Below are 22,984 nucleotides of genomic sequence, written 5' to 3' on the forward strand. Positions count from 1 at the left end.
GTAAAAATCCTCCTTATTCTTTCCTGTGCCAGACAGTTCACCGTACTATTAAAAAACAATCAATTTACAGCATTCTAATTATGTATCAGTTTAAAAAAACTGTCAATGAAGCTTTTCAGATTCTCATTCAGCGAAGTTCTTTTGTTCGTTCCTCCTCCGTTACTTCAGCAATTTGTTCATCTCTTCTTCATTATCCAATGCCAAATCGCCAAGTTTGAACGCTTCGACAGTGGTGAAATTCATCACATCGCCGATTTTTGCGGACAGAATGTCGGCAACGATTTCATATAGTTGGATGTCAGCCTTTGGTTTTTTCCACTTTTTCTTTGTTAGGTAAAGCCATAGTTCCGGTCCTTTCACTTGTTCATATCCGAATAGTTTGAACTCCTCGATTTTGCTTTCTAAAGCTGGCTTCACTTGCTTGTAATATCGTCCATACTGATGGGTTTGTTCCATCGCAAGGCCTCCTATTCCAAATTTTCAAGCCTTTTAAAATTTTAACCTTGTCATGCTTTGTCCACTTTCCTGCATATAGTTAATTGTATAGGAAATATGCACATTTGAGAAGGCAGGGAGCGGAATGTCTAAATTTTTAAAAGGAACTTTTATTTTGCTGGCAGCCGGGCTCGTAACAAGGGTTCTCGGTTTTATAAATCGGATTGTCATTGCCCGTTTCATTGGTGAGGAGGGTGTTGGTCTCTATATGATGGCCTTTCCAACTCTGGTTCTAGTGGTGACCATCACCCAGTTGGGCCTCCCGGTCGCAATTTCAAAAAATGTTGCGGAGGCTGAAGCAAGAGGCGATTTCCCGAAAATCAAAAAGATACTTGTCGTTTCACTCGCCACGACGATCTCATTGTCGATTTTATTTACACCTGCCCTAATTTTCCTAGCCCCATACCTGTCAGAAACATTATTCACAGACCCAAGAACCCAGTGGCCGCTTCTGGCAATCGCTCCCATTGTCCCGGTAGTAGCAATTTCTTCCGTTCTGCGCGGCTACTTCCAAGGCAGACAGAACATGAGACCTTCTGCGATTTCTCAGGTGATTGAACAACTTGTCAGAATCACATTGATAGCGGTTTTGACCAAAACATTCATCCCTTATGGAATAGAGTATGCAGCTGCAGGCGCGATGATCGCTTCCGTGATCGGGGAGCTCGTTTCCTTGATTTACTTAATGACCACTTTTAAACTTCGAAAAAAATTCAGATTGCGGAAAAACTTTTTCCAGTATGTCCAAAATGGACAATCCACCTTCCATGACTTAATGAAGATTGCCCTGCCTACAACAGGGTCAAGGTTAATTGGATCTGTTTCCTGGTTTTTTGAACCGATCGTCGTTGCCCACAGTCTTGCAATTGCAGGTGTGGCGGCTGTCGCGGCAACCAAACAATATGGTGCTTTGACGGGCTTTGCAATGCCATTGCTGCTATTGCCATCCTTCATTACTTATTCTCTGTCTACCTCTTTAGTCCCGGCAATCAGTGAAGCGAATTCCCGCAAGAACATGAAGGTAATTGAACACCTCTTGCAGCAATCATTGCGATTTTCACTGTTAACTGGCGGGCTCGCTATCGTCGTTTTATACGTATTGGCTGAACCTTTAATGACATTGATGTACGGGACAGCAAATGGTTCAGCCTTCATCAAGCTGATGGCACCATTCTTCCTGTTCTACTATTTTCAGGGTCCGCTCCAGGCAGCACTTCAGGCTCTTGATTTAGCAAGGGCGGCGATGATAAACAGCCTGATTGGAAATCTTGCGAAAACGGCAGTGATTTTCTTGTTGGCAAGCCAGCCTGCATTCGGCATCAATGGGGTCGCCCTTGGAATGGTCATGGGAATCGTCCTGATCACACTTCTCCATTTTGCAACGATGCTTAAGGCCGTTTCTTTCACGTTTTACGTAAAAGATTATCTAAAGCTTTTTGCCATCATCCTTGTTTCAGGCTCGTTTGGCTATCTACTTTGGGATTGGCAGGATCCCCGTCTGGGACTTGCGATAAATATTTTCATCAATGCAGGGGCAGCGACCACTCTGTATTTATCGCTTTCTGTTGTTCTTGGTTTAATCAGGAAAAGTGAGCTTATCAAACTGCAATCAGTTGCTAAATCTTTGTTTACATCTGATTCTAAATTTCCATTTTCCTGAATATGCTTGTACTAGGGTTTTCCCTGTTGCAGGGAATCAGACTAGAGAGGAGAGGGGTTAATGGAATCGAAAAGTTTAGGCAGGGCCGTCCTGTACGGAGTGATTGCCATTTTTCTACTGGCAATCGTGAGTAGTTTTCTATTTTCACTGCTGTTACAATTCACTTCAGTCCAGGAATCATCGCTACACTACGTGATGACCTCCATTTCGTTTTTATCCATCTTTATCGGCGGATTTGTCACTGGCGGGAACGGCAAAGAAAAAGGCTGGATCATCGGTGGGGGAACGGGCCTCCTTTATACCGTAATTATTTTCCTGTTTCAGTATCTCGGTTATGACAGTCTTTTTTCGTTAGAACAAGTCATCTATCATATTTGTTACATTCTCACAGCGATGATGGGCGGAATACTCGGAGTGAATATTGTCGGCGGTACTTCAAAAGCATAAAAAGAAGCGGGCAAGCCCGCTTCTTTTTTCATAATACTTGTCAGTGCTGTGTAATTTTCGTTTATACATTTGCAGTTTCTTTGACGTCGCGAATAGCCGCACGATCATATGTAAGACGGCTTCCGTCGCCACATTTGATAATAACAGTACCTTCTTCAATTGCATCAACGATTCCATGCAAACCGCCGATCGTCACGACCTTATCCCCTTTTTTCAGGTCACTCTGCATTTGCTGAACCGCTTTTTGCCGCTTTTGCTGCGGGCGGATCAACAGGAAATAAAATAATACAAACATCAGCAATAACGGAAATACTGTAGTAAGTAATCCATCCATATTTTTCCCTCCTTTCCTGTTTAAGGCTGCTCCTTCTGTAGCCAAAAACACACTTATTAAAAGCAGTTTATTTAGAAGTTTTTGGCATTTGGTTTATTGAAACCATATTGCTCAAAAAACTCATCTCTAAAATCCCCCAGACGGTCTTCGCGGATCGCCTGTCTGACCTGCTCCATTAAGTTTATCAGAAAATGAAGATTATGATAAGACGTAAGTCTAATTCCGAATGTTTCATCTGTTTTAATCAGGTGACGGATGTATGCTCTGCTGTAATTTTTGCAAGTATAGCAGTCACAGTTCGGATCCAATGGGCCAAAATCACGAGCGAACTTGGCGTTCTTCACAACCAGTCTTCCCTCGCTTGTCATCAGCGTGCCATTGCGGGCGATACGCGTTGGCAACACGCAATCAAACATATCGATTCCACGAATTGCACCATCAATTAAGGAATCTGGTGAGCCAACCCCCATTAGATAGCGGGGCTTGTCGGTCGGCAACCAAGGAGTGGTGAATTCAAGCACCCTGTTCATGACTTCCTTCGGTTCACCGACTGATAGGCCGCCAATTGCATAGCCAGGGAAGTCCAAGGAAACTAGGTCCGTTGCACTCTGCTTTCTCAGTTCTTCATTTTCACCGCCTTGGACAATTCCGAATAGTCCTTGGTCCTGTGGACGCTGATGGGCAGTCAGACAGCGTTCAGCCCAGCGCGAAGTTCTTTCGACCGATTTTTTCAAATAATCATATTCAGCTGGATATGGCGGGCACTCATCAAACGCCATCATGATATCAGAGCCAAGAGCGTTTTGGATTTGAATCGCTTTTTCCGGAGAAAGAAACAATTTGTCTCCATTCAAATGATTGCGGAAATGGACACCCTCTTCTTCGATTTTTCTGAGATCGCTTAAGGAGAATACTTGAAACCCGCCTGAATCGGTGAGAATCGCTCGATCCCAGTTCATAAATTTATGCAGGCCGCCAGCTTCTTCGATGATGTCATGACCCGGCCTCAGCCAAAGATGATAGGTGTTGCTCAAAATAATTCCAGCCCCCATTTGGACCAATTCCTCTGGTGACATTGTTTTGACTGTCGCCAGTGTTCCAACGGGCATGAAGACAGGGGTTTCAAAAGAGCCGTGCGGTGTATGCACACGGCCAAGTCTCGCCCCTGTCTGCTTACAGGTTTTAATTAATTCGTAACGGATTGCTGACAATGTTTAAGCTCCTTCCAAAAGTTCATCATTCATCGTTTCTTTTCTAAAGAATCAGCATCGCATCTCCAAAACTGAAAAAGCGATATTTTTCCTTTACTGCTTTATCATACGCATTCAGGACATTTTCTCGTCCAGCCAAAGCACTTACCAGCATAATCAGTGTCGACTTTGGCAAGTGGAAGTTCGTGATCATCCCGTCGATTGCCTTGAATTCATACCCCGGGTAGATGAAAATATTTGTCCAACCATTTTCCGCAACAAATTTACCTTCATTTGCTGTCGCGATCGTTTCCAGTGTCCGCGTCGACGTCGTTCCCACTGTGATGATTCGTCCACCCTGCTCGCGGACCTTATTCAAAAGCAATGCAGTACCTTCTGTGACTTGATAAAATTCTGAATGCATATCGTGTTCTTCAATAGAATCGACGCTGACAGGCCTGAACGTTCCCAGACCGACATGAAGAGTAATAAAGGCGATATGGATTCCGGTTTCCTTGATTTCTTCCAGCAGTTCCTCTGTAAAATGCAAGCCCGCAGTTGGGGCTGCTGCAGAACCTCTTTCTCTGGCAAACACAGTCTGGTACCTGTCCTTATCCTCAAGCTGTTCCTTTATATAAGGAGGGAGCGGCATCTCGCCCAGCTGTTCAAGAACTTCATAGAATATCCCTTCATATGAAAACTTCAGATCTCTGCCGCCATGGTCCTCTTCCCCGGTGCATACTGCTGTCAAAAGGCCATCCCCAAAAACAATTTTTGTGCCTTTCTTCACTCGCTTTGCCGGCTTGACAAGCGTTTCCCACTCATCACCTTCAAGTTGTTTTAGGAGCAGTACTTCAATTTTGGCTCCTGTGTCCGCTTTTATACCAAAAAGCCTGGCAGGAAGAACCTTTGTATCGTTCAGTACGAGGCAATCGCCTGGATGGAGGTAGTTTTTAATATTCTTGAAAATATCATGTTCCACGCTGCCCGATTCTTTATTCAAGACCATTAACCTGCTTTCCGCTCTTTGTTCCAGCGGTGTCTGGGCAATCAGTTCCTCCGGCAAATGAAAATCAAACAGATCTACTTTCATGTTGTCACCCTTACTAATTTCTTAATTTGGCCTTACATTCTCATCTAAACCTGCCGATAAAATAAAAGATCGCTGATAAGATGATGCTTGCGAGGATGGATGTCACAATCGGAAAATAAAACGTGGTATTTCCTTTTTTAATGACAATATCCCCTGGCAGTCTTCCTATATGGACAAATTGCATAACAAAGCCAATGATGAAGATGACTGCTCCGGCGATCATAACGAATTTCGCTGCTCCTGTCATCGTTCTGGCACCTCCATCTCAAAATGCCGGTATACTGCCTCCGTAACCATTCTTCCCCTAGGGGTCCTCTGCAAAAACCCGATCTGCAATAGATATGGCTCATACACATCTTCAATTGTTTGAGATTCTTCCCCAATCGTTGCAGAGATCGTCTCTATGCCAACAGGACCGCCCCGATATTTTTCAATAATCCCTTTGAGCAATTTATGATCGATATGATCCAGGCCCAAACGGTCGACTTGCATAAGCTCCAATGCTTCCCTGGCAATTGTTTCCTCTACCGCACCATTGCCCCGAACCTGGGCAAAATCACGTACACGTTTTAATAGACGATTAGCGATCCTTGGTGTTCCACGCGACCTTCTCGCAAGTTCCTGTGCCGCAAGCCAATCTATCTCTGTTTCCAAAAGTTCCGCAGTCCTGACGACAATATCAGTTAGCTGTGACTCATTATAGTACTCCAAACGACTCAAAACTCCAAACCTGTCTCTTAATGGGGCAGAAAGGGAGCCTGCACGGGTCGTCGCACCAACAAGCGTGAACGGAGGCAGATCAAGCCGGACAGAACGGGCACTCGGTCCTTTTCCAATGACAATATCAAGGCAAAAATCCTCCATTGCTGGATAGAGTACTTCTTCAATCGTCCTTGGCAGCCTGTGAATCTCATCAATGAACAAAACATCGCCAGGTTCCAAAGCCGTTAAAATAGCCGCTACATCACCAGGCCTTTCAATGGCCGGACCTGAAGTTGTCCTTAGATTGACACCCATTTCATTAGCGATGATCGCTGCCAGTGTCGTCTTTCCCAAGCCGGGCGGCCCATAGAGCAGAACGTGGTCAAGCGATTCCCGCCTGAGTTTGGCTGCTTCAATAAACACTGCAAGATTGGCTTTTACTTTATCCTGGCCAATATATTGTCTCAATGTCTGGGGTCGCAGGCTTTGCTCAAATGAAAGATCCTGCTCGCCCGCTCCACTGGAGATGATACGTTCTTCCATCCGTTTCTCACCTACTTTTATGCTGGATAATCAAAACTGCTAATTGATTGTCGCCTAATTTATTTTAACAGTTTTTGCAGTGCTTTCTTGATATATTGGTCTGTCGTCAATTGTTCCGCTCTTAATTCCGGAGAAATTCTGCGGATTTCCTTTTCTGAATAACCAAGTGCCTTTAATGCAAGCAATGCTTCCTCTAATTCATGAGACTCGGAAATAGCCGCAGCCACCTCTTCGGCATTAAATAGAGTAGGGAAAGAATCTGGCACAAGATCATGCAGTTTTCCTTTTAAATCAAGGATCATTTGTCTTGCAGTCTTCTTTCCTACTCCAGGAAATTTGATAAGGAAGTCTTCATCCTCCTTTTCAACCGCTTGGACTACCTGGCCGGGCTCTCCTGAAGCAAGGATGGCCAGCGCCCCCTTTGGACCAATTCCTGATACGTTCAATAGCCTGGTGAAGAGTGCCTTTTCCTCTCTCGTCTTGAACCCATAAAGAGAAATAAGATCTTCACGGACATAATGGTAAGTATAAATTTGAATTTCTTTTCCTGCTTCTTTGGTGAATACAAAGGGATTTGGCGTGAAAATTTGATAACCAATCCCCATATTTTCAATCACTATATATTCAGGACCGACAAAATCGACAGTGCCTTTCATAAATTCATACAATACGCTCGCTCCTCTGCTTTGCTGTACCTCATTTTACCACACTCCATTTAAAGGAATGAACTAAAATATGCAAATAGGCGAACATACGATCATTTTCTTTTAAAAAAACCACTAAAATGCAAATAAGAGCCAGTCCTCCCGGCTCTTTATTGTATGTCATTCACCGTATATGGTTTAAAAGTTTCTAATACCTCTTCATAGCATTGTTTGCTACGGATCGGGATTCCCTTTTTCAATTCATCTCGCTTGATGCTCTCGAGTTTGCCTAGATCGATTTGAAAGAAAGATTGAATGATTTTCGAGCCATTCGGCCTTCCGTTAAAAATTGTCAATATCCCATCATCTGACAGTCCAAAATATCCATTTGCCTTTAAAAGGGGGGAAATATCATCAACTTCCTGCCTAAACACTGCCTTCTTTGCTTCCATATCAACAAGCTGCCATTTTTCATATTTTGTCCAAAAGTCTTCTAACGACCAAATCGTCTCAACGACTTTTTCTTCACTGATTTCACCATCAAGATACACTCTCTGTAAAATGATTGTCACCTTAAGAGGTTCATTGTTTTCATGGACTGCTTCACCAGGCTTCTCAGCATGAACCTGCCCTGAGGAAAGTACTGGATCAGCTCCCGATAGACTGATAAGGAGCAATACAGCTGTGCTGAACGCTTTGATATAAATGATTGAAGCCACTGCCGTCCACCTCTCTTATTTGACAAATTCTTTTTCACTACTAGTATAGCCAATCAGATCTTAATTATCCGTTGCTGAAATCGCTAATTTATTTTGCTAGTTCTGATTGAACGTCAGCTAAAAATTTTTTCCTTTGTTGGAACTGGTTGATCGTCATGTCAACCAATGGGGAAAGTCTGATTGGGGGAATAGGATTTTGTTCTCTTACTAGCCGGTTCCATTCTCTTAAGATATCTGCTGGATACAATAGACCGTATAAAAACGATTCGTAACGAAGCCATTTTTTAAAATAAAAAATTTTTTTCAAGGAGTCGAAATTCCAATCCAGATAAGGCAGAATTCGGTTGGCGTACTGAAGCATATCATACGCTCTTGGTCCTATGCTGATCAAATCAAAATCAATTAAATAAAGCTTTCCCCCTTTTGCTCGAAGAAAATTATGATGCGCAACATCGCCATGAAGGATCGTTGGCTGCTCCTGTTCAAGCTCTGTTTTTAAAGCGGAAAAATGGCTTAAAGAAACCTCCGCCCAACCAAGGATTTCGTTGGTGACAGCGCTATTCACATAAAAATGGACAACTGGCAAATTTTTAGTGAATTCATCCTTTCGGTGCTGCCATTTTCTCGCCAAATCTGCTTTTGGAAGCATTCCTGTAAAGGATGGCACTAGCAATCCAGAATGATCATGGAATTTACTAAGAAGCGCGACTCCTTCGTCTCTTTCTGATTGTGTCCCATAGTCAAATCCCTTTTCCTGTTGTTTCAAGTATTCAATACAGCCATAATATAAACCCTGAAATGGAAGAATTGATTTCATCCTTAAAAATTTATAGGAAGAGTCAAAGCCGGCATGTCTCAAAGAGGAAGTAAATGCCTCCTGAATCTTTAATTTTCTTAATTCTTGATATCCTTTTAAAATGAATCGGGAATCTTGGGTGTCGACAAGATAGACATTTCCTCTCAATGGTTTGATGCTATGAATAGTTCCGTCCAACTCGCTGTTTAAATAAGAGAAGAGACGATTTAAAAAATAATCGTCTCCTCCTCTCCTGATGTTAATATTCATTGCTCTCTTCGTCATTAGACCTTGGCAATGGCATTCCGTATTCTCCACCCATCGCACCTGCTCCATATGGATCCATGAAACCAGGCCCCATGCCCATTTGGTTGCCGTAATGCGGCTGCATATGCATTCCAGGTCCGCCTGGATAGCCATAAGGCATCATTTGATGAGGATGCATTCCAGGTCCACCCGGATAGCCATAAGGCATCATTTGATGAGGGTGCATTCCAGGTCCACCCGGATAGCCATAAGGCATCATTTGATGAGGGTGCATTCCAGGTTCATACATGCCATAAGGGCTAGCCATTGTGCTGTCACAGCCACAATCACCCATTGCACCTTGAACTGCTTGCTTAGGCATCATAGGATTCTGCATCATTCCGCCAACCTGCGGCATCATTGGCATGTTCCCTGGCATCATTCCCCAGTTATTCGGCATTTGGTTTTCCATCATTCCTCCGACCTGCGGCATCTGAGGCATATTCCCTGGCATCATTCCTCCGCTATACGGCATTTGGTTTTCCATCATTCCGCCAACCTGCGGCATCTGAGGCATGTTCCCTGGCATCATTCCTCCGCTATACGGCATTTGGTTTTCCATCATTCCGCCAACCTGCGGCATCTGAGGCATATTCCCTGGCATCATTCCTCCGCTATACGGCATTTGGTTTTCCATCATTCCGCCGACCTGCGGCATCTGAGGCATGTTCCCTGGCATCATTCCTCCGCTATACGGCATTTGGTTTTCCATCATTCCTCCTGCTTGCGGCATCTGAGGCATCATCGGCATTTCTGATGATTCTTCCTCCATCATTCCCGCGACCTGTGGCATTTGATTTTCCATCATTCCTGCGTTTTGCGGCATCATCGGCATTTGCCCCGGCATCATTCCTCCTGCCTCTGGCATGGGTATCTGAGATGGCTGAGGGATGTAGCCAGGACCAGGCATTACAGGTGAAATCGGCACACCATAAAAAGTCGGTCCAGTCATTTGCGGTGCAGCATATTGAGGCATATTTTCCCCCATAACCGAATTCTGCATCATTGCAAATGAGGAGGATTCCATATCCTCTACCGGCAATGCCATGTTAGGCATCATACCTGGATACTGGGAAACTCCCTGCACCTGGGGATTGGGCATTTGGTGGGCTTCTGGATAACCATAAGCAGGACCCGACATAGAAGGTGCACCTGGATAATAATTATATGGGTAAGGAATCATTGGCTGTTGGTATCCTCCTTGAACGAATGGCATCATAGATGGTGATTCATCCATAAATTCATTCTTTTCTATTTTGATATCTGGTTTAATTTCTGATTTTATCTTTTGCTTTCCCTCCACCTTTTGCGGCAAGGGTTTAAGCTCTGGTTTAACCTGCGGTTTTATTTGCTTTGCCTCTGGTTTCACTTCTGGAAAAATATTTTCTGGTTTTGGCGGGAGCTGCGGCTGGGCTTTCGGCTGAGGTTTATGCTGTGATTTTGGCTGGGATTTTGGCTGTGGCGGGAACTGCATATTAGCCATGTTCATCATATAGTAATTGTTGATATCAATTTCCGGCTTGATTTGCACTGGCATTTTAGGTTTATATGGTTTAACTGGTTCTTCCTTTGGAACAGGTTTTGGCATTTCCTTTTTCGGCTGTTCTTTAACAGGAGCCTCTTTCTTACCTTGTGGAATTGGCATCGGTTTCTCTTTGGCAATCGGCATTTCCTTTTTGCCACCCATATTGATTTTTGCTTGAGGCGTTCCACCTACTATTGGAGCTTCTTTCTTTATTGTGCCTCCACCAGTTGGAACTTTTATTTTCATACCGGGCATAATCATATCAGGGTTGCTGAGCTGTGCGTTTAACTGTTTCAGCTCTTCAAAGTTCACGCCGTACTTCTTGGCGATCTTCCAAAGAGTATCCCCTTTCTGTACGATATGGATTTTCACTCTGATTCCCTCCTATGGCATAAGTCCATATATTCTATGTTGGTGTGGGCAAATTGCTAACAATCTTCAAAAAAACTTATGCATCTATGTATATAAATATGTTTCGCACAGGAAAATTAAGCCTTTCCAAAAGAAAAGCGCAAGCGCCTTGGTCAGCCCTGACAAGCGCTGGAGGGCCTGCCAGTGAAGTCGTTCTTTGACTTCATTGGCAGGACCGAAGCGACTCGAGGGGCTAGGCGCTGGAGCTGGACAATTCTCAAAGAATTTTAATACTGTCTAATTTTGAAAAAAATCCTCCTCAATATGAGAAGGATGCCATTTATGATTGTAAAAGCATGCGATTTAAGGCAAGCTTTGCGTTCGATGCAATTTCTTCATCGACTTTTATCAGGTTGATCTCCTTGCCTGAGAAAACCGATTCAAGACTCCAGGCAAGATGCTGCAGGTCGATTCTGTTCATCGTTAAACATGGACACATATGAGGGTTCAACGAAATGATGTGCTTATCAGGATGCTGTGCTATCAGCCTGTTTACCAAATTCATTTCTGTCCCAATGGCCCATGATGAGCCTGAAGAGGCCGTTTTTATTGCTTCAATAATATAATTAGTCGATCCTGCCATGTCAGACATTTCTACTACTTCACGACGGCATTCCGGATGGACAATGATTTTCATATCAGGGTATGTTTGACGGACCTCTTCTACGTTTTTGACGGCAAAATTCTCATGGACCGAACAATGTCCTTTCCAGAGGATTACCTTCACTTTTTCAAGAGGACCATCGTACTCAAGAATGTTTTCAACTGGATTATATACGGCCATTTCATCAAGCCCGATCCCGATAGTAAAAGCAGTATTCCTGCCTAAATGCTGGTCTGGAAGGAATAGCAGGCGGTCTTTTTTTGAAAAAGCCCAGCGAACCATCTTCTCCGCATTGGACGATGTAACAGTTGCCCCACCATTTGCGCCGACAAATGATTTAATCGCTGCTGTAGAATTCACATATGTCAAAGGGAAAATGGTATCGCCAAACAGTACCTGAAGGAATTCCCATGCTCTTTCTGTCTGATAAATATTTGCCATATCCGCCATTGAACAGCCAGCTCGCATATCTGGGAGGTAAACCTTCTGATTTTCGGTTGTTAAAATATCAGCTGTCTCCGCCATGAAATGAACCCCGCAAAAAATAATATGCTCCGCTTCTTTGTTTTCGGCAGCCACCTGGGCCAGCTTTAATGAATCACCTGTCGCATCGGCAAATTGAAGGACTTCATCTTTTTGATAATGATGTCCGGGTAGGAACAATTTTTTGCCCATTTTCCCCTTGATACCCCTGATCAAATCCTCTAGCTCCTGGACAGACATATTTCGGTATTTTTCAGGAAGCATCCTGGATTTAACTTCGAGCGCCTCCAATATATTCATACTGTGCATCCCCTTTCGTTTCCGCCTTTACTTTAGCGCTAATATCCAAAGATTTTACAGAATGTGTCAAGAATCCAAGGGAAATATAATCAACTCCGCAATTTCTGTAACTACCGAGAGTATCAAGGGTAATTCCTCCGGATGCTTCTGTTAAGATGCCTTCCGGGACATAGGCCATCCATTCTTCGATTTGTTTTGGCGTTCTGTTATCAAACATGATGCAATCAACCTTTGCCTCGATTGCTTCCAGGAGTTGGTCTTTTGTTTCAATTTCCACCTCTACCTTCACCATATGCCCAAGGCTAGACCGAACTGCTTCAACTGCATTGCGAATCGAACTGGCGAAAGCGATGTGGTTGTCCTTGATCATCACGGCGTCATATAATCCATAGCGATGGTTGAATCCGCCGCCGCATCGAACCGCATATTTTTCGAGCATTCGAAGCCCCGGGGTCGTTTTTCGTGTGTCACAAATTCTCGTATTTTCGCTGTCCAATGCACGGACTGCTTCCTCTGTTTTCGTCGCAATCCCGCTCATTCGCTGGACGAGGTTCAGAACGACTCTTTCCGCTTTTAGCAGGTCGGAAATCCTGCCTGTTATATAGGCTAATTCCTGTCCTATGCCAACTTTTTCGCCATCCTTCACCTTCATGATAACCTGGCTGCTTTCATCGAGCATCTCAAAGCCAATACGGATGATTTTTTCTCCGCAGAAAACCCCTTCATCCTTTGCTAGTAAAACAAGACTTCCTCTGCTTTCATTGCCAAATATCAATTCACTAGTAACATCCCTCTCGCCGATATCTTCAATAAAAAATTGTTCGAGCAACAAGCGAAGTTTGATTAGATTCATCCTTCTCATCCTTTTTGTTTATTCGTTGCTGAATGATTTGTTTTTTCATCCAGTTGGCATGATCTTCGTTAGGGAAATCTTCCCGAAAATGTCCGCCCCTGCTTTCTGTTCTTTCCAAAGCGGACCAGGTGATCAGGGACGCGGTAATATACATAAATAATCTGTTTACTGTTGAGGCAGATAGATAATCAATCGTGGCATCAAGCCATTTTTCCAGATGAAATTGTGACAGCCACTCTGCTTGGATCGTGAGCAGCTCCTTCGTCCTAACAATCCCGGTACGGTTCATCATTGAAAGTTTGAGAATTTCTGGTTCTGGTAGTTCACCATTGTAGAAGTTTTTTTCAGTAATGTGGATATCGTTGCTGTCCACCCTGTTAGCTCGGTAGCTGTTGATCCAGTCAGCGAGCTTGCCTCCGATAAACATGCCTTCTAATAAAGAATTGCTGGCCAGTCTATTCGCGCCATGGACGCCGGTACAAGCAACTTCGCCTATTGCGTATAATCCGCGAATGCTCGTTCGTCCCTGTAAGTCAGTCTTCACCCCGCCCATGATAAAATGGCTCCCAGGTACTACAGGAATCAGATCATTTTCTATATTTATCCCATGATCCCTGCAGAGCTTGCTAACCGTCGGGAACCTTGAGCCAAAATTCGGGATGGAGGATAGATCTAGGAAGACGTGGATTCCTTTTCGCGAGTAATCATAAATGGTTTGCGAAACAATATGCCGCGGTGCCAGGTCCTTTAACGGATGAATGCCTTCCATGATTCTTTTTCCTTCAGCCGTGACAAGAACTGCTCCCTCACCTCTGACTGCTTCTGAAATAAGGCCATGCGTCTTTCCTGCGACATAAAGCAATGTAGGGTGGAACTGGACAAATTCCATATCGGCGAGTTCAGCTCCGGCTCGATAGGCGAGGGCAATTCCATCTCCGCTGGCAGTTTCTGCATTAGAGGTAAAAGCAAATACCTGGCCGCAACCACCTGTAGCCAGAACCACATGGGGTGCCATATAGATTTCATTCGTTCCATCTGGAAGCTTCGCCTTTGCGCCCATACACCGAGTTTTTTCTTTGTTTAAAACCAATTCATAAACGAAAGTGGAGACTTCGATGGAAATGTTGGCCTCCAGCCTTTCGATTAAAAATTCCACCAGATGCTTCCCGGTTTCATCTCCGCCACTGTGGACGATTCTGTTTTTGCTATGGGCTCCTTCCATTCCCAAAAGCAGCTTGCCTTTCCCATCATCATCAAACCGGCAGCCTGATTGCCATAAGCCATTGATCAGCTCAGGTGCTTTTTTGGTCATTTCCTTAACAGCTTCCGGATCATTATGGTGGGCACCTGCTTCTAACGTGTCGAGATAATGTAAGTAGGGATCGTCATTTGGAGCAACCGCTGCTGCGACACCACCTTGGGCGAGGTAAGAATTTCCTGAAGTCAGCTCCTCTTTTGTGAGAATAATCACATTTAAATCCTTCGTTAACTTATTGGCCAACTGCAAAGCAGCAATACCGCTGCCAATAATAATTACGTCAAATTGTTTCATAGATTGTTATCCTCCTGGATTAACAGGTGTCTTGACATATATATTTACACAGTTTTACACTATTGACAAGAACTTTTATTTTGATGAATCATTTGAAACCAATACAGGACAGTGAATGTGTAAAGTTGGCATATGTTCCGTAATGCCGAGGATTTCTTGTTTTCGGGCACATATTTCGCCTTTTTGTGACCATGGTGCCGAGGATTTCTTGTTTTCGGGCACATATTTCGCCTTTTTGTGACCGTGGTGCCGAGGATTTCTTGTTTTCGGGCACATATTTCGCCTTTTTGTGACCGTGGTGCCGAGGATTTCTCTTTTTCGGGCACATATTTCGTCTACTTGTGACCGTGATGCCGAGGATTTCCCTTTTAAAGGCACATGTTTTGCCTTTTTGTAACCATAATGCCGAGGATTTCCCTTTTAAAGGCACATGTTTCTCATTATGAAACCAGAACCTAAATAATGAATGCGGAGGAGCTCGCTATGAAATACTTCGATTACGCAGCAACTTGCCCGCTTGACCGGGATGCCGCCGATATTTATCTCAAAGCCTCGACTGATTACTTTGGAAACAGCCAGAGCCTTCATGAAGCAGGCAGTGCAGCTGCCAATCTTCTTGAGAGTTGCAGACAGGAATTTTCACGTCTACTTGAAGTAGAAGAAGCAGGGGTTTATTTTACAAGCGGGGGTTCTGAGGCGAACTATCTCGGAATTATCGCTCTTCTTTCGGCAAAAACAAAAAAGGGCAATCATCTTATTACCGGTGCTGCTGAACATTCCTCCGTTTATAACCTGATGAAAAAGCTGGAGGCGGAAGGCTGGGAGGTCACCTACCTGCCATTGGAAAAAGACGGATTGATCAAGGTTGAAAGTTTCATCCATGCTGTCCGACCTGATACTGTGCTTGTTTCCATTCAGCATGGAAATCCGGAAATTGGAACACTTCAGCCGGTAAAAACTATCGCTACCCATTGCAGGCAAAAAGGAATCCTGATCCACACGGACTGCGTACAAACTTTTGGAAAAATACCCTTAGATTCTCTGGCCCGTTCTGTCGATGCCCTGTCCATTTCCGGTCATAAGTTTTACGGACCAAAAGGAACTGGTGTGGCTTATGTCCATCCGAAACTTGCCTGGAAACCATACATTGTTGGGACAGTCCATGAAAAGGGCTTCAGGCCAGGAACAGTCAATGTCCCAGGAATAGCCGCGATGACAGCAGCGGCACAAAAAGCATATTCTCGTATTCTAACTGACCAAGCCAGACTCCAAACATTAAGGACAGCTCTCCTCCATGCACTTGCGGAGATAAATGGATCATTTGTAATATTCGGTGCGGATCGGGAAAAACAGCTGCCGGGAATTGTGGGAATGTCGCTGCATGGTTTGGAAGGACAAATGGTCATGCTCGAATGCAACCGCTGGGGATTCGCGATTTCAACCGGAACGGCCTGCCATACCGGCATGTTAACACCGGCAAAATCGATGGTGGCAATGGGAATCAAAGGCAAGGAGGCAAAGGGGTTTTTCAGGATTTCATTCGGTAGAGATACAGTGGAAGAGGATGTGATCGAGCTCGGGAAAGTGCTGACGTTAATCGCTTCCAAAACCAAGACTGTTTCGCTTCAAGCCGATTTATGATAGAATTTCGAATGAAGAAGTCGAAGGAGAGATCGGTTATGAGCAATCCTACCAAAATCCTTGGAGATGAACGCAGGAATTTCATCCTGAGGCGCCTGCAGGCAAGCCAATCGCCAATTACCGGCAGCGAGCTCGCTGCAATTGCCAATGTCAGCAGGCAGGTCATTGTCGGAGATATTACCCTGCTGAAAGCCAGGAATGAACCAATCATTGCTACAAGCCAGGGATATTTATATATGCACGCTTCCCGGCCAACTGGAGCAGAACGAACAATTGCTTGCTCTCACGATCCTAATAGGACGGAAGAAGAACTTCTGCTGCTCGTTGATCATGGCGTTACGGTGAAAGATGTAAAAATCGAACACCCAGTTTACGGAGACTTAACTGCCTCCATCATGGTCTCAAACCGTTATGAAGTAAAGCAATTCATCGAAAAAATACGATCCACCAATGCTTCTTATTTATCAGAGTTAACCGGCGGCATCCATCTGCACACCATTTCTGCCCCAACGGAGAAGATGCTTGATGAAGCAGAGCAAACGCTAAGAAAAGCGAACTTTTTAATTGATTTAGAATAGGAAAAAGATCCATCAATCGCTGATGGATCTTTCTAAATTTTATAGCTGGAATAACTTCCGAGCATTTTAACCGTACAGCCTAATGCCTCTAGTTCTGCAATCGCTCCAGGAATTAATACATCATCGATTTTCAAATTAATATCAATAATGAAAAAATATTTTCCCAACCCTGTTTTCATTGGGCGTGATTCGATTTTAGACAAATTGAGCTTTCGCCAAGAGAAAGCAGATAATACTTGATGCAAAGTTCCTGCGTGATCCGAAGGCAGAGTAACCATCAAGCTTGTTTTGGACTCCACGGTTGGATCGATGGAAATGCTCTCGCCTGACTTCGCCAGCACAGCAAATACGGTATGGTTATAGCTGTAGTCATGGATGTTTTGCTGCGCCAAAGCTAAACCATACTCCTCACCAGCAAGGCTGTTTGCGATTGCTGCGATGTTTCGTTCCGGATGGCTCTGTACAAATTTAGCCGCTGCAGCTGTAGATGACATATGCTCAAGAGGGATTCCTTTGAATTCTTTATGTAAAAATTTATGGCATTGTGCCAGTGCGTGTGGATGGCTGCAAATCAATTGCACTTCCTTCCACTTGTCGAGATGGTTCGGATGAACAAGCAGATGCTGCCTGATGGGCACCACCGCTTCTCCTACAATCTGAAGGTCGGTTTCATGCACTAAATAGTCAATGGTGAGATTAACGGACCCCTCAATCGAATTTTCCAATGGGACGATTGCTGCATCAATTTCCCCTGCTGTTGCAGCATCCATGCATTCTGGTATACTCACAAACGGAATTCGCTCCGCTTCAGGAAACAATTGCCGGACTGCATAGTCCGTAAACGTTGCTTCCGGTCCAAGATATCCTATTTTCAAGTTCAATCCTCCCCGTTGCTTTTAAGCTCCTGTTCCTAATACTTCAACTTTTTCAACAAACTCCAGTTTTCTCAGTCGCGTGAGCAGCTCGTCCATTTCCACTCTCATTTCGGTGATATTTAAGCTCAGTGTCACATTCGCCCGCCCCTGCAGGGGAATCGTCTGATGGATGGTTAAAACATTGCAGCCGGTATTCGCTACAGTGCCCAGCAGTTCCGATAGCGTTCCCGACCTGTCTTCAAGCTGAAAAAACAGCGAAATGATCCGCTCTTTTACAATCGTATGAAACGGAAAAACAGTATCACGGTATTTGTAAAATGCGCTCCTGCTTAAATCGACCCGTTGGACTGCATCCCAAACCGACTCCGCCTTGCCGCGCTCAATCATTTCCTTTGCCTCAAGCGTTTTTTTCATTGCTTCCGGCAGGACATCTTCCCGAACAAGATAGAATTTTTTATCTTGAAATTGCTTCATCTCATATCACCCCATCAGAATGCTTGCCTACTTGAAAGAGGAAAGCCGATTAACCATTGCCTGGTTAACCGACTCGCTGTCACCACCTGAGGGCTACTCCACGAATTCAAATTCATATTCAAGCAACTTGACCGTATCCCCGTCTTTTGCTCCTCTTTCACGGAGAGCATCGTCAATGCCCATTCCACGCATCTGGCGGGCAAATCTTTGGACAGATTCATCTCTTGAAAAATCGGTCATTTTGAACAGCCTTTCAATACTGTCTCCGGAAATGACAAATGTTCCATCCGGTTCACGGGTAATCTGAAATTCCTGTTCTGCTTTAACATGTTTGTACATCACTCGAGTTTCATCATTTTCCAATACTTCTTCCTCCATGAGAGGGAATTCAGGCGTTTGATCAATTAGGTCTGCTACCGCAAAAATTAATTCACGCAAACCTTCTCTCGTAACAGCTGAGATAGGGAAAACAAGATGTTCGTCCCCAACCTTTTCTTTGAACACTTTGAGGTTTTCTTCCGCATTCGGCATGTCCATTTTATTTGCGACAATGACTTGCGGCCTTTCCGTCAGCCTTAAATTGTATTCTTTCAATTCATTATTGATGGTCAAATAATCTTCGTAAGGATCTCGTCCTTCTGTCGCTGCCATATCGATAACGTGAATGATCACCCTTGTCCGTTCAATGTGACGAAGGAACTGATGACCAAGCCCGACTCCGGAGTGCGCTCCCTCAATCAGTCCTGGCAAATCTGCCAAAACAAAGCTTCTTCCGTCCTCGGTTTCAACCATTCCCAAATTGGGAGCGATAGTCGTGAAGTGATATTCAGCAATTTTCGGCCTAGCTGCTGACACTACGGATAATAACGTCGATTTCCCAACGCTCGGGAAACCTACTAAACCTACATCCGCCAACAGCTTTAATTCCATCATGATTTCGCGTTCCTGGCCTGGCTCCCCTTTTTCAGAAAGCTCAGGAGCCGGATTGGCAGGAGTGGCGAATCGTGAATTTCCACGTCCGCCGCGTCCGCCCTTTGCGATGACTGCCTGCTGTCCATGCTCCACCAAATCCGCAATAATTACGCCCGTTTCCACATCAGACACGATTGTCCCTGGGGGAACCTTTACGATCATATCCTTTGAATTTTTTCCATGCTGGTTTTTAGACATACCATGCTCGCCGCGTGGTGCCTTAAAATGGCGTTGGTATCGGAAATCCATCAGCGTACGCAGCCCTTCCTCTACCTGGAAAATTACATTTGCGCCGTTGCCTCCATCCCCGCCAGCCGGGCCGCCCTTCGGTACATATTTTTCACGCCGAAACGCGACCATGCCATCGCCGCCGTCCCCGCCTTTTACATAAATTTTCACTTGATCGACAAACATTATGTCATTACCACCTGTCTGAATTTAGTTTTCGCTATTACTGTTTCCCTAGAGTGTTTTCATGAAAACTTCAATTGTCAGTTCTCCTTCGAGCATTCCAGCCGAGATGATCTCCAGATTCTTTCCTGGTTGCTGATCGAGAAAGCTTACTAGGCGATTTTTATCCTTTATTATTCCGCTAAAATCAAAAAAGAACCCGATTCCTTTCTCCTGTGGTTCAATTGTGACAGAGAGATGGTTTTCCTGATATGGTTCTATGGAAGAATTCAATGTTTCAAAAAGTTGCTCTGTCCAGTCCGTTAACAGCTGGTCATCTATGCAGTGGAAGGTATGGGAGTTCATGACTTCGTATTCCAGTAGGAAATGGTGACACTCCCAATTGCAGGTTAACAATGTAGAGGCAAACTGAGGAAGATGTAAATTTGATAGCTTTGCATCCTGCCTGGCTTCCATGATAATTTCTTCAATGATCTCTTTAGCCCGGTCCACTTTATTCAGCGATAAATTTCCTTTAATTAATTGAAGCTTGTTCATCCAGTCATGGCGCTCATGACGCAAAACTTCAATTGTATTCCACTCTTTTTTCATACATATTCTCCCTGCTCATGAGACTTGCTTTAAGTAAGTATAACAAAAAAGCCATTCTGCGTAAGCAAATTATGTATTATATAGGGTACCTTAAAGAAAAGAAAGAAAACCCTAACCGAAGTGGTTAGGGCTTCTCTTTAGCTTACGCTTCTTGAGCTGCTGGATAAACACTTACTTGCTTGCGGTCGCGGCCAAGACGTTCGAATTTAACAACGCCGTCAACCTTAGCGAATAGAGTGTCATCTCCACCTTTACCCACGTTTACGCCTGGGTAAATTTTCGTTCCGCGCTGACGGTAAAGGATAGAACCACCAGTTACGAATTGACCATCTGCACGCTTAGCGCCTAGACGCTTTGCGATTGAGTCACGTCCGTTTCTAGTTGAACCTACACCCTTCTTAGAAGCGAAGAATTGAAGATCTAATCTTAACATTTGTTCCACCTCCTACTTTTTGAAGGTTAATTTTATGTGCTTTCCGTACTCTTTTTCCATCGATTGCAATGTAATGACCATGCTTTCGAGGAGCAGCTGAATTTTCTCCTGTGTATCCTCAGACAAATTGTCCGGAATTTCACAGCGGAGAAAACCATCTGCACCCTGCTCAATGTCCGGTGTGATTCCTGTCAATCCAATGATGGAATTGACTGTCCCAATCGAGATGGTCGAAACCCCTGCACAGACAATGTCGCTGCCTTTAGTAGCATATCCAGCGTGGCCGCTAATCGTAAACGATTGGATGCTTCCGGATTTTGTACGAGTAATCGTTGCAGTAATCATGGCAATCCGCCTTTAATTAAGCGTTGATCTGTTGAATCACAACTTTTGTGAAAGGCTGACGATGGCCTTGCTTTTTACGATTGTTCTTTTTCGCTTTGTACTTGAAAACGATAATTTTCTTTTGTCGGCCATTCTTTTCCACTTTAGCAGTTACAGTTGCGCCTTCCACTACTGGGCTACCAACTTTAACGTTCTCGCCACCTACAAAAAGAACTTTATCAAAAGTTACCATTTCGCCTTCAGCAGCGTTTAGCTTTTCAATGTAGATTGCTTGACCTTCTTCTACCTTTACTTGCTTGCCGCCAGTTTCGATAATTGCGTACATTCCAGTGCACCTCCTCATTAGACTCAGACTCGCCATCAGCAGGCGTTTGCAGATCGCAAAGCTTAATGACCTGTTGTGAGCGGTTGTAGCACGGGTGCTACAAACAATAACATTAAAATACTATCATATGCCTTGCATAAATGTCAACCTGTATTCAATCGTCTTTGATTTAATCTTGTTCTGTCGTCGAAGCACCAGCTTGAAGAATTTTATAAAAAGGCTTCGCCGCAGTTGACACCGAAAATTTAATTTTAAAGCCAAGTGCTGTTTCAAGCCTCGATTTATGAATATCTCCGTCTCCGCAAAAATGTCCCATCACTTCATCTGTTGCCGCAATAAGGATTTCCTCATAGTCCGAATTTTTGTATTCCCACAGTTCACGCTCAAGCCTGTAAGCAATTGTTTCTGAGCTTAGCACCTGCCCCGAGCCGCCGCATGTCCCGCATGCTTCTGTCAGTGTTTCGGCCATTGACTGTTTCGTCTTTTTCCTTGTTAGCTGAAGAATTCCAAGTTCCGTGAAACCGACAATCCGAGTTCTGCGTTCATCATGGATCAATTCTTTTTGAAGTGTTTTCCATACTCTGTCCCGCTCGTCATCGCTTTGCATATCGATAAAATCGATCAATATAATACCGGCTATGTCCCTGAGCCTCAGCTGCCGCGCCGCTTCTATCGCTGCCTTCCTATTCGTTTCCATGACTGTGTCCCGCAAATCGGTTTTACCGGAAAATTTGCCAGTGTTTACATCGATGATCGCAAAGGCCTCGGTCTGGTCGATAACCATATAGGCACCTTTATCCAGCCACACAATTCGTTTCAGCAGCCGCTCCATCTCCGCTTCGATGTTATAGCCAGCAAAAATAGCTTGTTTTTCATGATAAAATTCAAGCTCAATAGCTGCGGGAATATAAGGTTCGATTTTTTTCTTGAACGCCAGATCATCCACTATCACGACACCATTTCTGACAGATGCAAGCGCAGATAGTGCCTGTTCAAAAAAATAATCTCTGTTGAAAATGAGTCCCGGTTTTTTCATTGTGGAGACTTTTTTCAGCAATTCAGCATACTGACTTCGCTGCTGCTCCAGCTCCTGGATGATGATTTCCTCTGGCTGAACCAAGCCTTCTGTTCGGAAAATGATGCCCTCCTCGAATGTTTTTACCTGGCTTATAAACTCTCGCCATTTCTCCCTGGTTTGGGCGGATTCTGCTTTTTTTGACACTGCTATGTATTTGCCGTTTGGCATATAGATGATATTCTTTCCAGGAAGCTCAATAACCCCTGTCAGCCGTGCACCTTTCCTGCCTGCTGCATCCTTTTCCACCTGCACCAACAGCTTTTCACCCTGATGGACAAAGGCTCCAATTGGGCGGTTTGACTTGTTATCATCGTCTGAAAGTATAAAGGAGGGCAGCCGGTCTTTTTGCAAGAAACCGCTTATCCCTTCGCCAAAATGAATGAATGCAGCATTCATTCCTGGCATTACTTTTTCTACGATGCCAAGATAAATATTGCCGACCAATGATTGCTGGCCTGGCTGTTCGATATATATTTTTTCAACCTCGCCATTCTTCACCAAAGCGAAGCGTTTTTCTCTTAAATTTGCATTAATGATTAACTGGTCCATCATTTCTCCCTGCCTGCAAAAAAAATGCAGCGTGAAGTACCATTCACGCTGCATT

The 22,984-nt window shown here is 44.3% G+C and carries 25 protein-coding genes and 1 other annotated feature; of the genes, 4 read left to right on the forward strand and 21 right to left on the reverse strand.

Annotated elements, in window-relative coordinates; genetic code table 11:
• Positions 1-159: 159 nt before the first annotated feature.
• Positions 160-456 (reverse strand): post-transcriptional regulator, encoded by a 297-nt coding sequence (locus tag J2S25_RS13380; protein ID WP_044395298.1) that lies wholly within the window; start codon positions 454-456, stop codon positions 160-162.
• 124 nt (positions 457-580) lie between these two features.
• Between J2S25_RS13380 and spoVB the strand changes: the two genes are divergently transcribed.
• The gene (gene spoVB / locus J2S25_RS13385; protein ID WP_044395301.1) at positions 581-2,155 is read left to right on the forward strand and encodes a stage V sporulation protein B; all 1,575 of its coding nucleotides are present in this window, start codon (positions 581-583) and stop codon (positions 2,153-2,155) included.
• Positions 2,156-2,215: 60 nt separating this feature from the next.
• Positions 2,216-2,602: a TIGR04086 family membrane protein gene (locus J2S25_RS13390; RefSeq protein ID WP_044395304.1), complete on the forward strand. Its 387-nt coding sequence runs from the start codon at positions 2,216-2,218 to the stop codon at positions 2,600-2,602.
• Between the two features lie 61 nt (positions 2,603-2,663).
• Here J2S25_RS13390 and yajC read toward each other — a convergent pair whose 3' ends face one another.
• The 12 genes from yajC to nadB all read right to left on the reverse strand — a co-directional run bounded on the left by yajC (position 2,664) and on the right by nadB (position 14,657).
• Positions 2,664-2,936 (reverse strand): preprotein translocase subunit YajC, encoded by a 273-nt coding sequence (gene yajC, locus J2S25_RS13395; RefSeq protein ID WP_307192121.1) that lies wholly within the window; start codon positions 2,934-2,936, stop codon positions 2,664-2,666.
• 71 nt (positions 2,937-3,007) lie between these two features.
• A complete protein-coding gene (tgt, locus tag J2S25_RS13400; RefSeq protein WP_044395308.1) occupies positions 3,008-4,147 on the reverse strand; it encodes a tRNA guanosine(34) transglycosylase Tgt in 1,140 nt (379 codons plus the stop codon).
• Positions 4,148-4,190: 43 nt separating this feature from the next.
• On the reverse strand, positions 4,191-5,219 hold the full coding sequence (gene queA / locus J2S25_RS13405; protein WP_307192122.1) for a tRNA preQ1(34) S-adenosylmethionine ribosyltransferase-isomerase QueA: 1,029 nt from the start codon (positions 5,217-5,219) through the stop codon (positions 4,191-4,193).
• A 40-nt stretch (positions 5,220-5,259) separates the two neighbouring features.
• Positions 5,260-5,466 carry a DUF2905 domain-containing protein gene (locus tag J2S25_RS13410; protein WP_307192123.1) on the reverse strand — a complete coding sequence of 69 codons (207 nt, stop codon included), beginning with the start codon at positions 5,464-5,466 and terminating at the stop codon, positions 5,260-5,262.
• Positions 5,463-6,464 (reverse strand): Holliday junction branch migration DNA helicase RuvB, encoded by a 1,002-nt coding sequence (ruvB, locus tag J2S25_RS13415; RefSeq protein ID WP_044395315.1) that lies wholly within the window; start codon positions 6,462-6,464, stop codon positions 5,463-5,465. The genes J2S25_RS13410 and ruvB overlap by 4 nt, the downstream gene beginning before the upstream one ends.
• Before the next feature lie 59 nt (positions 6,465-6,523).
• Entirely contained in the window at positions 6,524-7,132 is a 609-nt protein-coding gene (gene ruvA, locus J2S25_RS13420; RefSeq protein WP_044395317.1) for a Holliday junction branch migration protein RuvA, read from the reverse strand.
• Between the two features lie 146 nt (positions 7,133-7,278).
• A complete protein-coding gene (locus J2S25_RS13425) occupies positions 7,279-7,827 on the reverse strand; it encodes an intercompartmental signaling factor BofC (protein ID WP_052807066.1) in 549 nt (182 codons plus the stop codon).
• An 88-nt stretch (positions 7,828-7,915) separates the two neighbouring features.
• Complete coding sequence (locus J2S25_RS13430) at positions 7,916-8,941, reverse strand: phosphotransferase (RefSeq protein ID WP_307192124.1); 1,026 nt, start codon at positions 8,939-8,941, stop codon at positions 7,916-7,918.
• Positions 8,883-10,826: a SafA/ExsA family spore coat assembly protein gene (gene safA, locus J2S25_RS13435; RefSeq protein ID WP_307192125.1), complete on the reverse strand. Its 1,944-nt coding sequence runs from the start codon at positions 10,824-10,826 to the stop codon at positions 8,883-8,885. Before safA ends, J2S25_RS13430 begins: the two co-directional genes overlap by 59 nt.
• A 319-nt stretch (positions 10,827-11,145) precedes the next feature.
• On the reverse strand, positions 11,146-12,252 hold the full coding sequence (gene nadA, locus J2S25_RS13440) for a quinolinate synthase NadA (protein WP_307192126.1): 1,107 nt from the start codon (positions 12,250-12,252) through the stop codon (positions 11,146-11,148).
• Positions 12,224-13,105, reverse strand: a complete 882-nt coding sequence (gene nadC / locus J2S25_RS13445; RefSeq protein WP_307192127.1) for a carboxylating nicotinate-nucleotide diphosphorylase — start codon at positions 13,103-13,105, stop codon at positions 12,224-12,226. The genes nadA and nadC overlap by 29 nt, the downstream gene beginning before the upstream one ends.
• On the reverse strand, positions 13,059-14,657 hold the full coding sequence (gene nadB / locus J2S25_RS13450) for an L-aspartate oxidase (protein WP_307192128.1): 1,599 nt from the start codon (positions 14,655-14,657) through the stop codon (positions 13,059-13,061). Before nadB ends, nadC begins: the two co-directional genes overlap by 47 nt.
• Before the next feature lie 483 nt (positions 14,658-15,140).
• Between nadB and J2S25_RS13455 the strand changes: the two genes are divergently transcribed.
• Entirely contained in the window at positions 15,141-16,298 is a 1,158-nt protein-coding gene (locus tag J2S25_RS13455; protein WP_044392936.1) for an IscS subfamily cysteine desulfurase, read from the forward strand.
• Between the two features lie 38 nt (positions 16,299-16,336).
• The gene (locus tag J2S25_RS13460; RefSeq protein WP_307192129.1) at positions 16,337-16,876 is read left to right on the forward strand and encodes a transcription repressor NadR; all 540 of its coding nucleotides are present in this window, start codon (positions 16,337-16,339) and stop codon (positions 16,874-16,876) included.
• 32 nt (positions 16,877-16,908) lie between these two features.
• On the opposite strand, the gene pheA is transcribed toward J2S25_RS13460, so the two are convergent.
• The 8 genes from pheA to J2S25_RS13500 all read right to left on the reverse strand — a co-directional run bounded on the left by pheA (position 16,909) and on the right by J2S25_RS13500 (position 22,983).
• Positions 16,909-17,751, reverse strand: coding sequence for a prephenate dehydratase (gene pheA / locus J2S25_RS13465; RefSeq protein WP_307192130.1), 843 nt, complete (start codon positions 17,749-17,751; stop codon positions 16,909-16,911).
• Between the two features lie 21 nt (positions 17,752-17,772).
• Complete coding sequence (gene thrR / locus J2S25_RS13470) at positions 17,773-18,225, reverse strand: transcriptional regulator ThrR (RefSeq protein WP_044392942.1); 453 nt, start codon at positions 18,223-18,225, stop codon at positions 17,773-17,775.
• Between the two features lie 93 nt (positions 18,226-18,318).
• On the reverse strand, positions 18,319-19,611 hold the full coding sequence (gene obgE, locus J2S25_RS13475; RefSeq protein ID WP_307192131.1) for a GTPase ObgE: 1,293 nt from the start codon (positions 19,609-19,611) through the stop codon (positions 18,319-18,321).
• Between the two features lie 48 nt (positions 19,612-19,659).
• A complete protein-coding gene (locus J2S25_RS13480) occupies positions 19,660-20,199 on the reverse strand; it encodes a Spo0B C-terminal domain-containing protein (RefSeq protein ID WP_307192132.1) in 540 nt (179 codons plus the stop codon).
• 142 nt (positions 20,200-20,341) lie between these two features.
• Entirely contained in the window at positions 20,342-20,632 is a 291-nt protein-coding gene (gene rpmA, locus J2S25_RS13485) for a 50S ribosomal protein L27 (RefSeq protein ID WP_044392948.1), read from the reverse strand.
• Positions 20,633-20,644: 12 nt separating this feature from the next.
• Positions 20,645-20,977, reverse strand: a complete 333-nt coding sequence (locus J2S25_RS13490) for a ribosomal-processing cysteine protease Prp (RefSeq protein ID WP_307192133.1) — start codon at positions 20,975-20,977, stop codon at positions 20,645-20,647.
• 16 nt (positions 20,978-20,993) lie between these two features.
• Positions 20,994-21,302: a 50S ribosomal protein L21 gene (gene rplU / locus J2S25_RS13495; protein WP_044392950.1), complete on the reverse strand. Its 309-nt coding sequence runs from the start codon at positions 21,300-21,302 to the stop codon at positions 20,994-20,996.
• 15 nt (positions 21,303-21,317) lie between these two features.
• Positions 21,318-21,397: a sequence feature (ribosomal protein L21 leader region), on the reverse strand.
• 74 nt (positions 21,398-21,471) lie between these two features.
• Positions 21,472-22,983 carry an Rne/Rng family ribonuclease gene (locus J2S25_RS13500; RefSeq protein WP_307192134.1) on the reverse strand — a complete coding sequence of 504 codons (1,512 nt, stop codon included), beginning with the start codon at positions 22,981-22,983 and terminating at the stop codon, positions 21,472-21,474.
• Position 22,984: the final 1 nt, after the last annotated feature.

The sequence above is a fragment of the Mesobacillus stamsii genome, assembly GCF_030814065.1.
Lineage (GTDB): Bacteria > Bacillota > Bacilli > Bacillales > Cytobacillaceae > Mesobacillus > Mesobacillus stamsii.

Excerpts from the sequence above, each read along its gene's own strand:
- J2S25_RS13380 (WP_044395298.1), bottom strand. The coding sequence starts at position 456 with ATGGAACAAACCCATCAGTATGGACGATATTACAAGCAAGTGAAGCCA.
- spoVB (WP_044395301.1), top strand. The coding sequence starts at position 581 with ATGTCTAAATTTTTAAAAGGAACTTTTATTTTGCTGGCAGCCGGGCTC.
- J2S25_RS13390 (WP_044395304.1), top strand. The coding sequence starts at position 2,216 with ATGGAATCGAAAAGTTTAGGCAGGGCCGTCCTGTACGGAGTGATTGCC.
- yajC (WP_307192121.1), bottom strand. The coding sequence starts at position 2,936 with ATGGATGGATTACTTACTACAGTATTTCCGTTATTGCTGATGTTTGTA.
- queA (WP_307192122.1), bottom strand. The coding sequence starts at position 5,219 with ATGAAAGTAGATCTGTTTGATTTTCATTTGCCGGAGGAACTGATTGCC.
- J2S25_RS13410 (WP_307192123.1), bottom strand. The coding sequence starts at position 5,466 with ATGACAGGAGCAGCGAAATTCGTTATGATCGCCGGAGCAGTCATCTTC.
- ruvB (WP_044395315.1), bottom strand. The coding sequence starts at position 6,464 with ATGGAAGAACGTATCATCTCCAGTGGAGCGGGCGAGCAGGATCTTTCA.
- nadA (WP_307192126.1), bottom strand. The coding sequence starts at position 12,252 with ATGAATATATTGGAGGCGCTCGAAGTTAAATCCAGGATGCTTCCTGAA.
- nadC (WP_307192127.1), bottom strand. The coding sequence starts at position 13,105 with ATGAATCTAATCAAACTTCGCTTGTTGCTCGAACAATTTTTTATTGAA.
- nadB (WP_307192128.1), bottom strand. The coding sequence starts at position 14,657 with ATGAAACAATTTGACGTAATTATTATTGGCAGCGGTATTGCTGCTTTG.
- J2S25_RS13455 (WP_044392936.1), top strand. The coding sequence starts at position 15,141 with ATGAAATACTTCGATTACGCAGCAACTTGCCCGCTTGACCGGGATGCC.
- J2S25_RS13460 (WP_307192129.1), top strand. The coding sequence starts at position 16,337 with ATGAGCAATCCTACCAAAATCCTTGGAGATGAACGCAGGAATTTCATC.
- thrR (WP_044392942.1), bottom strand. The coding sequence starts at position 18,225 with ATGAAGCAATTTCAAGATAAAAAATTCTATCTTGTTCGGGAAGATGTC.
- obgE (WP_307192131.1), bottom strand. The coding sequence starts at position 19,611 with ATGTTTGTCGATCAAGTGAAAATTTATGTAAAAGGCGGGGACGGCGGC.
- J2S25_RS13480 (WP_307192132.1), bottom strand. The coding sequence starts at position 20,199 with ATGAAAAAAGAGTGGAATACAATTGAAGTTTTGCGTCATGAGCGCCAT.
- rpmA (WP_044392948.1), bottom strand. The coding sequence starts at position 20,632 with ATGTTAAGATTAGATCTTCAATTCTTCGCTTCTAAGAAGGGTGTAGGT.
- J2S25_RS13490 (WP_307192133.1), bottom strand. The coding sequence starts at position 20,977 with ATGATTACTGCAACGATTACTCGTACAAAATCCGGAAGCATCCAATCG.
- rplU (WP_044392950.1), bottom strand. The coding sequence starts at position 21,302 with ATGTACGCAATTATCGAAACTGGCGGCAAGCAAGTAAAGGTAGAAGAA.
- J2S25_RS13500 (WP_307192134.1), bottom strand. The coding sequence starts at position 22,983 with ATGCAGCGTGAATGGTACTTCACGCTGCATTTTTTTTGCAGGCAGGGA.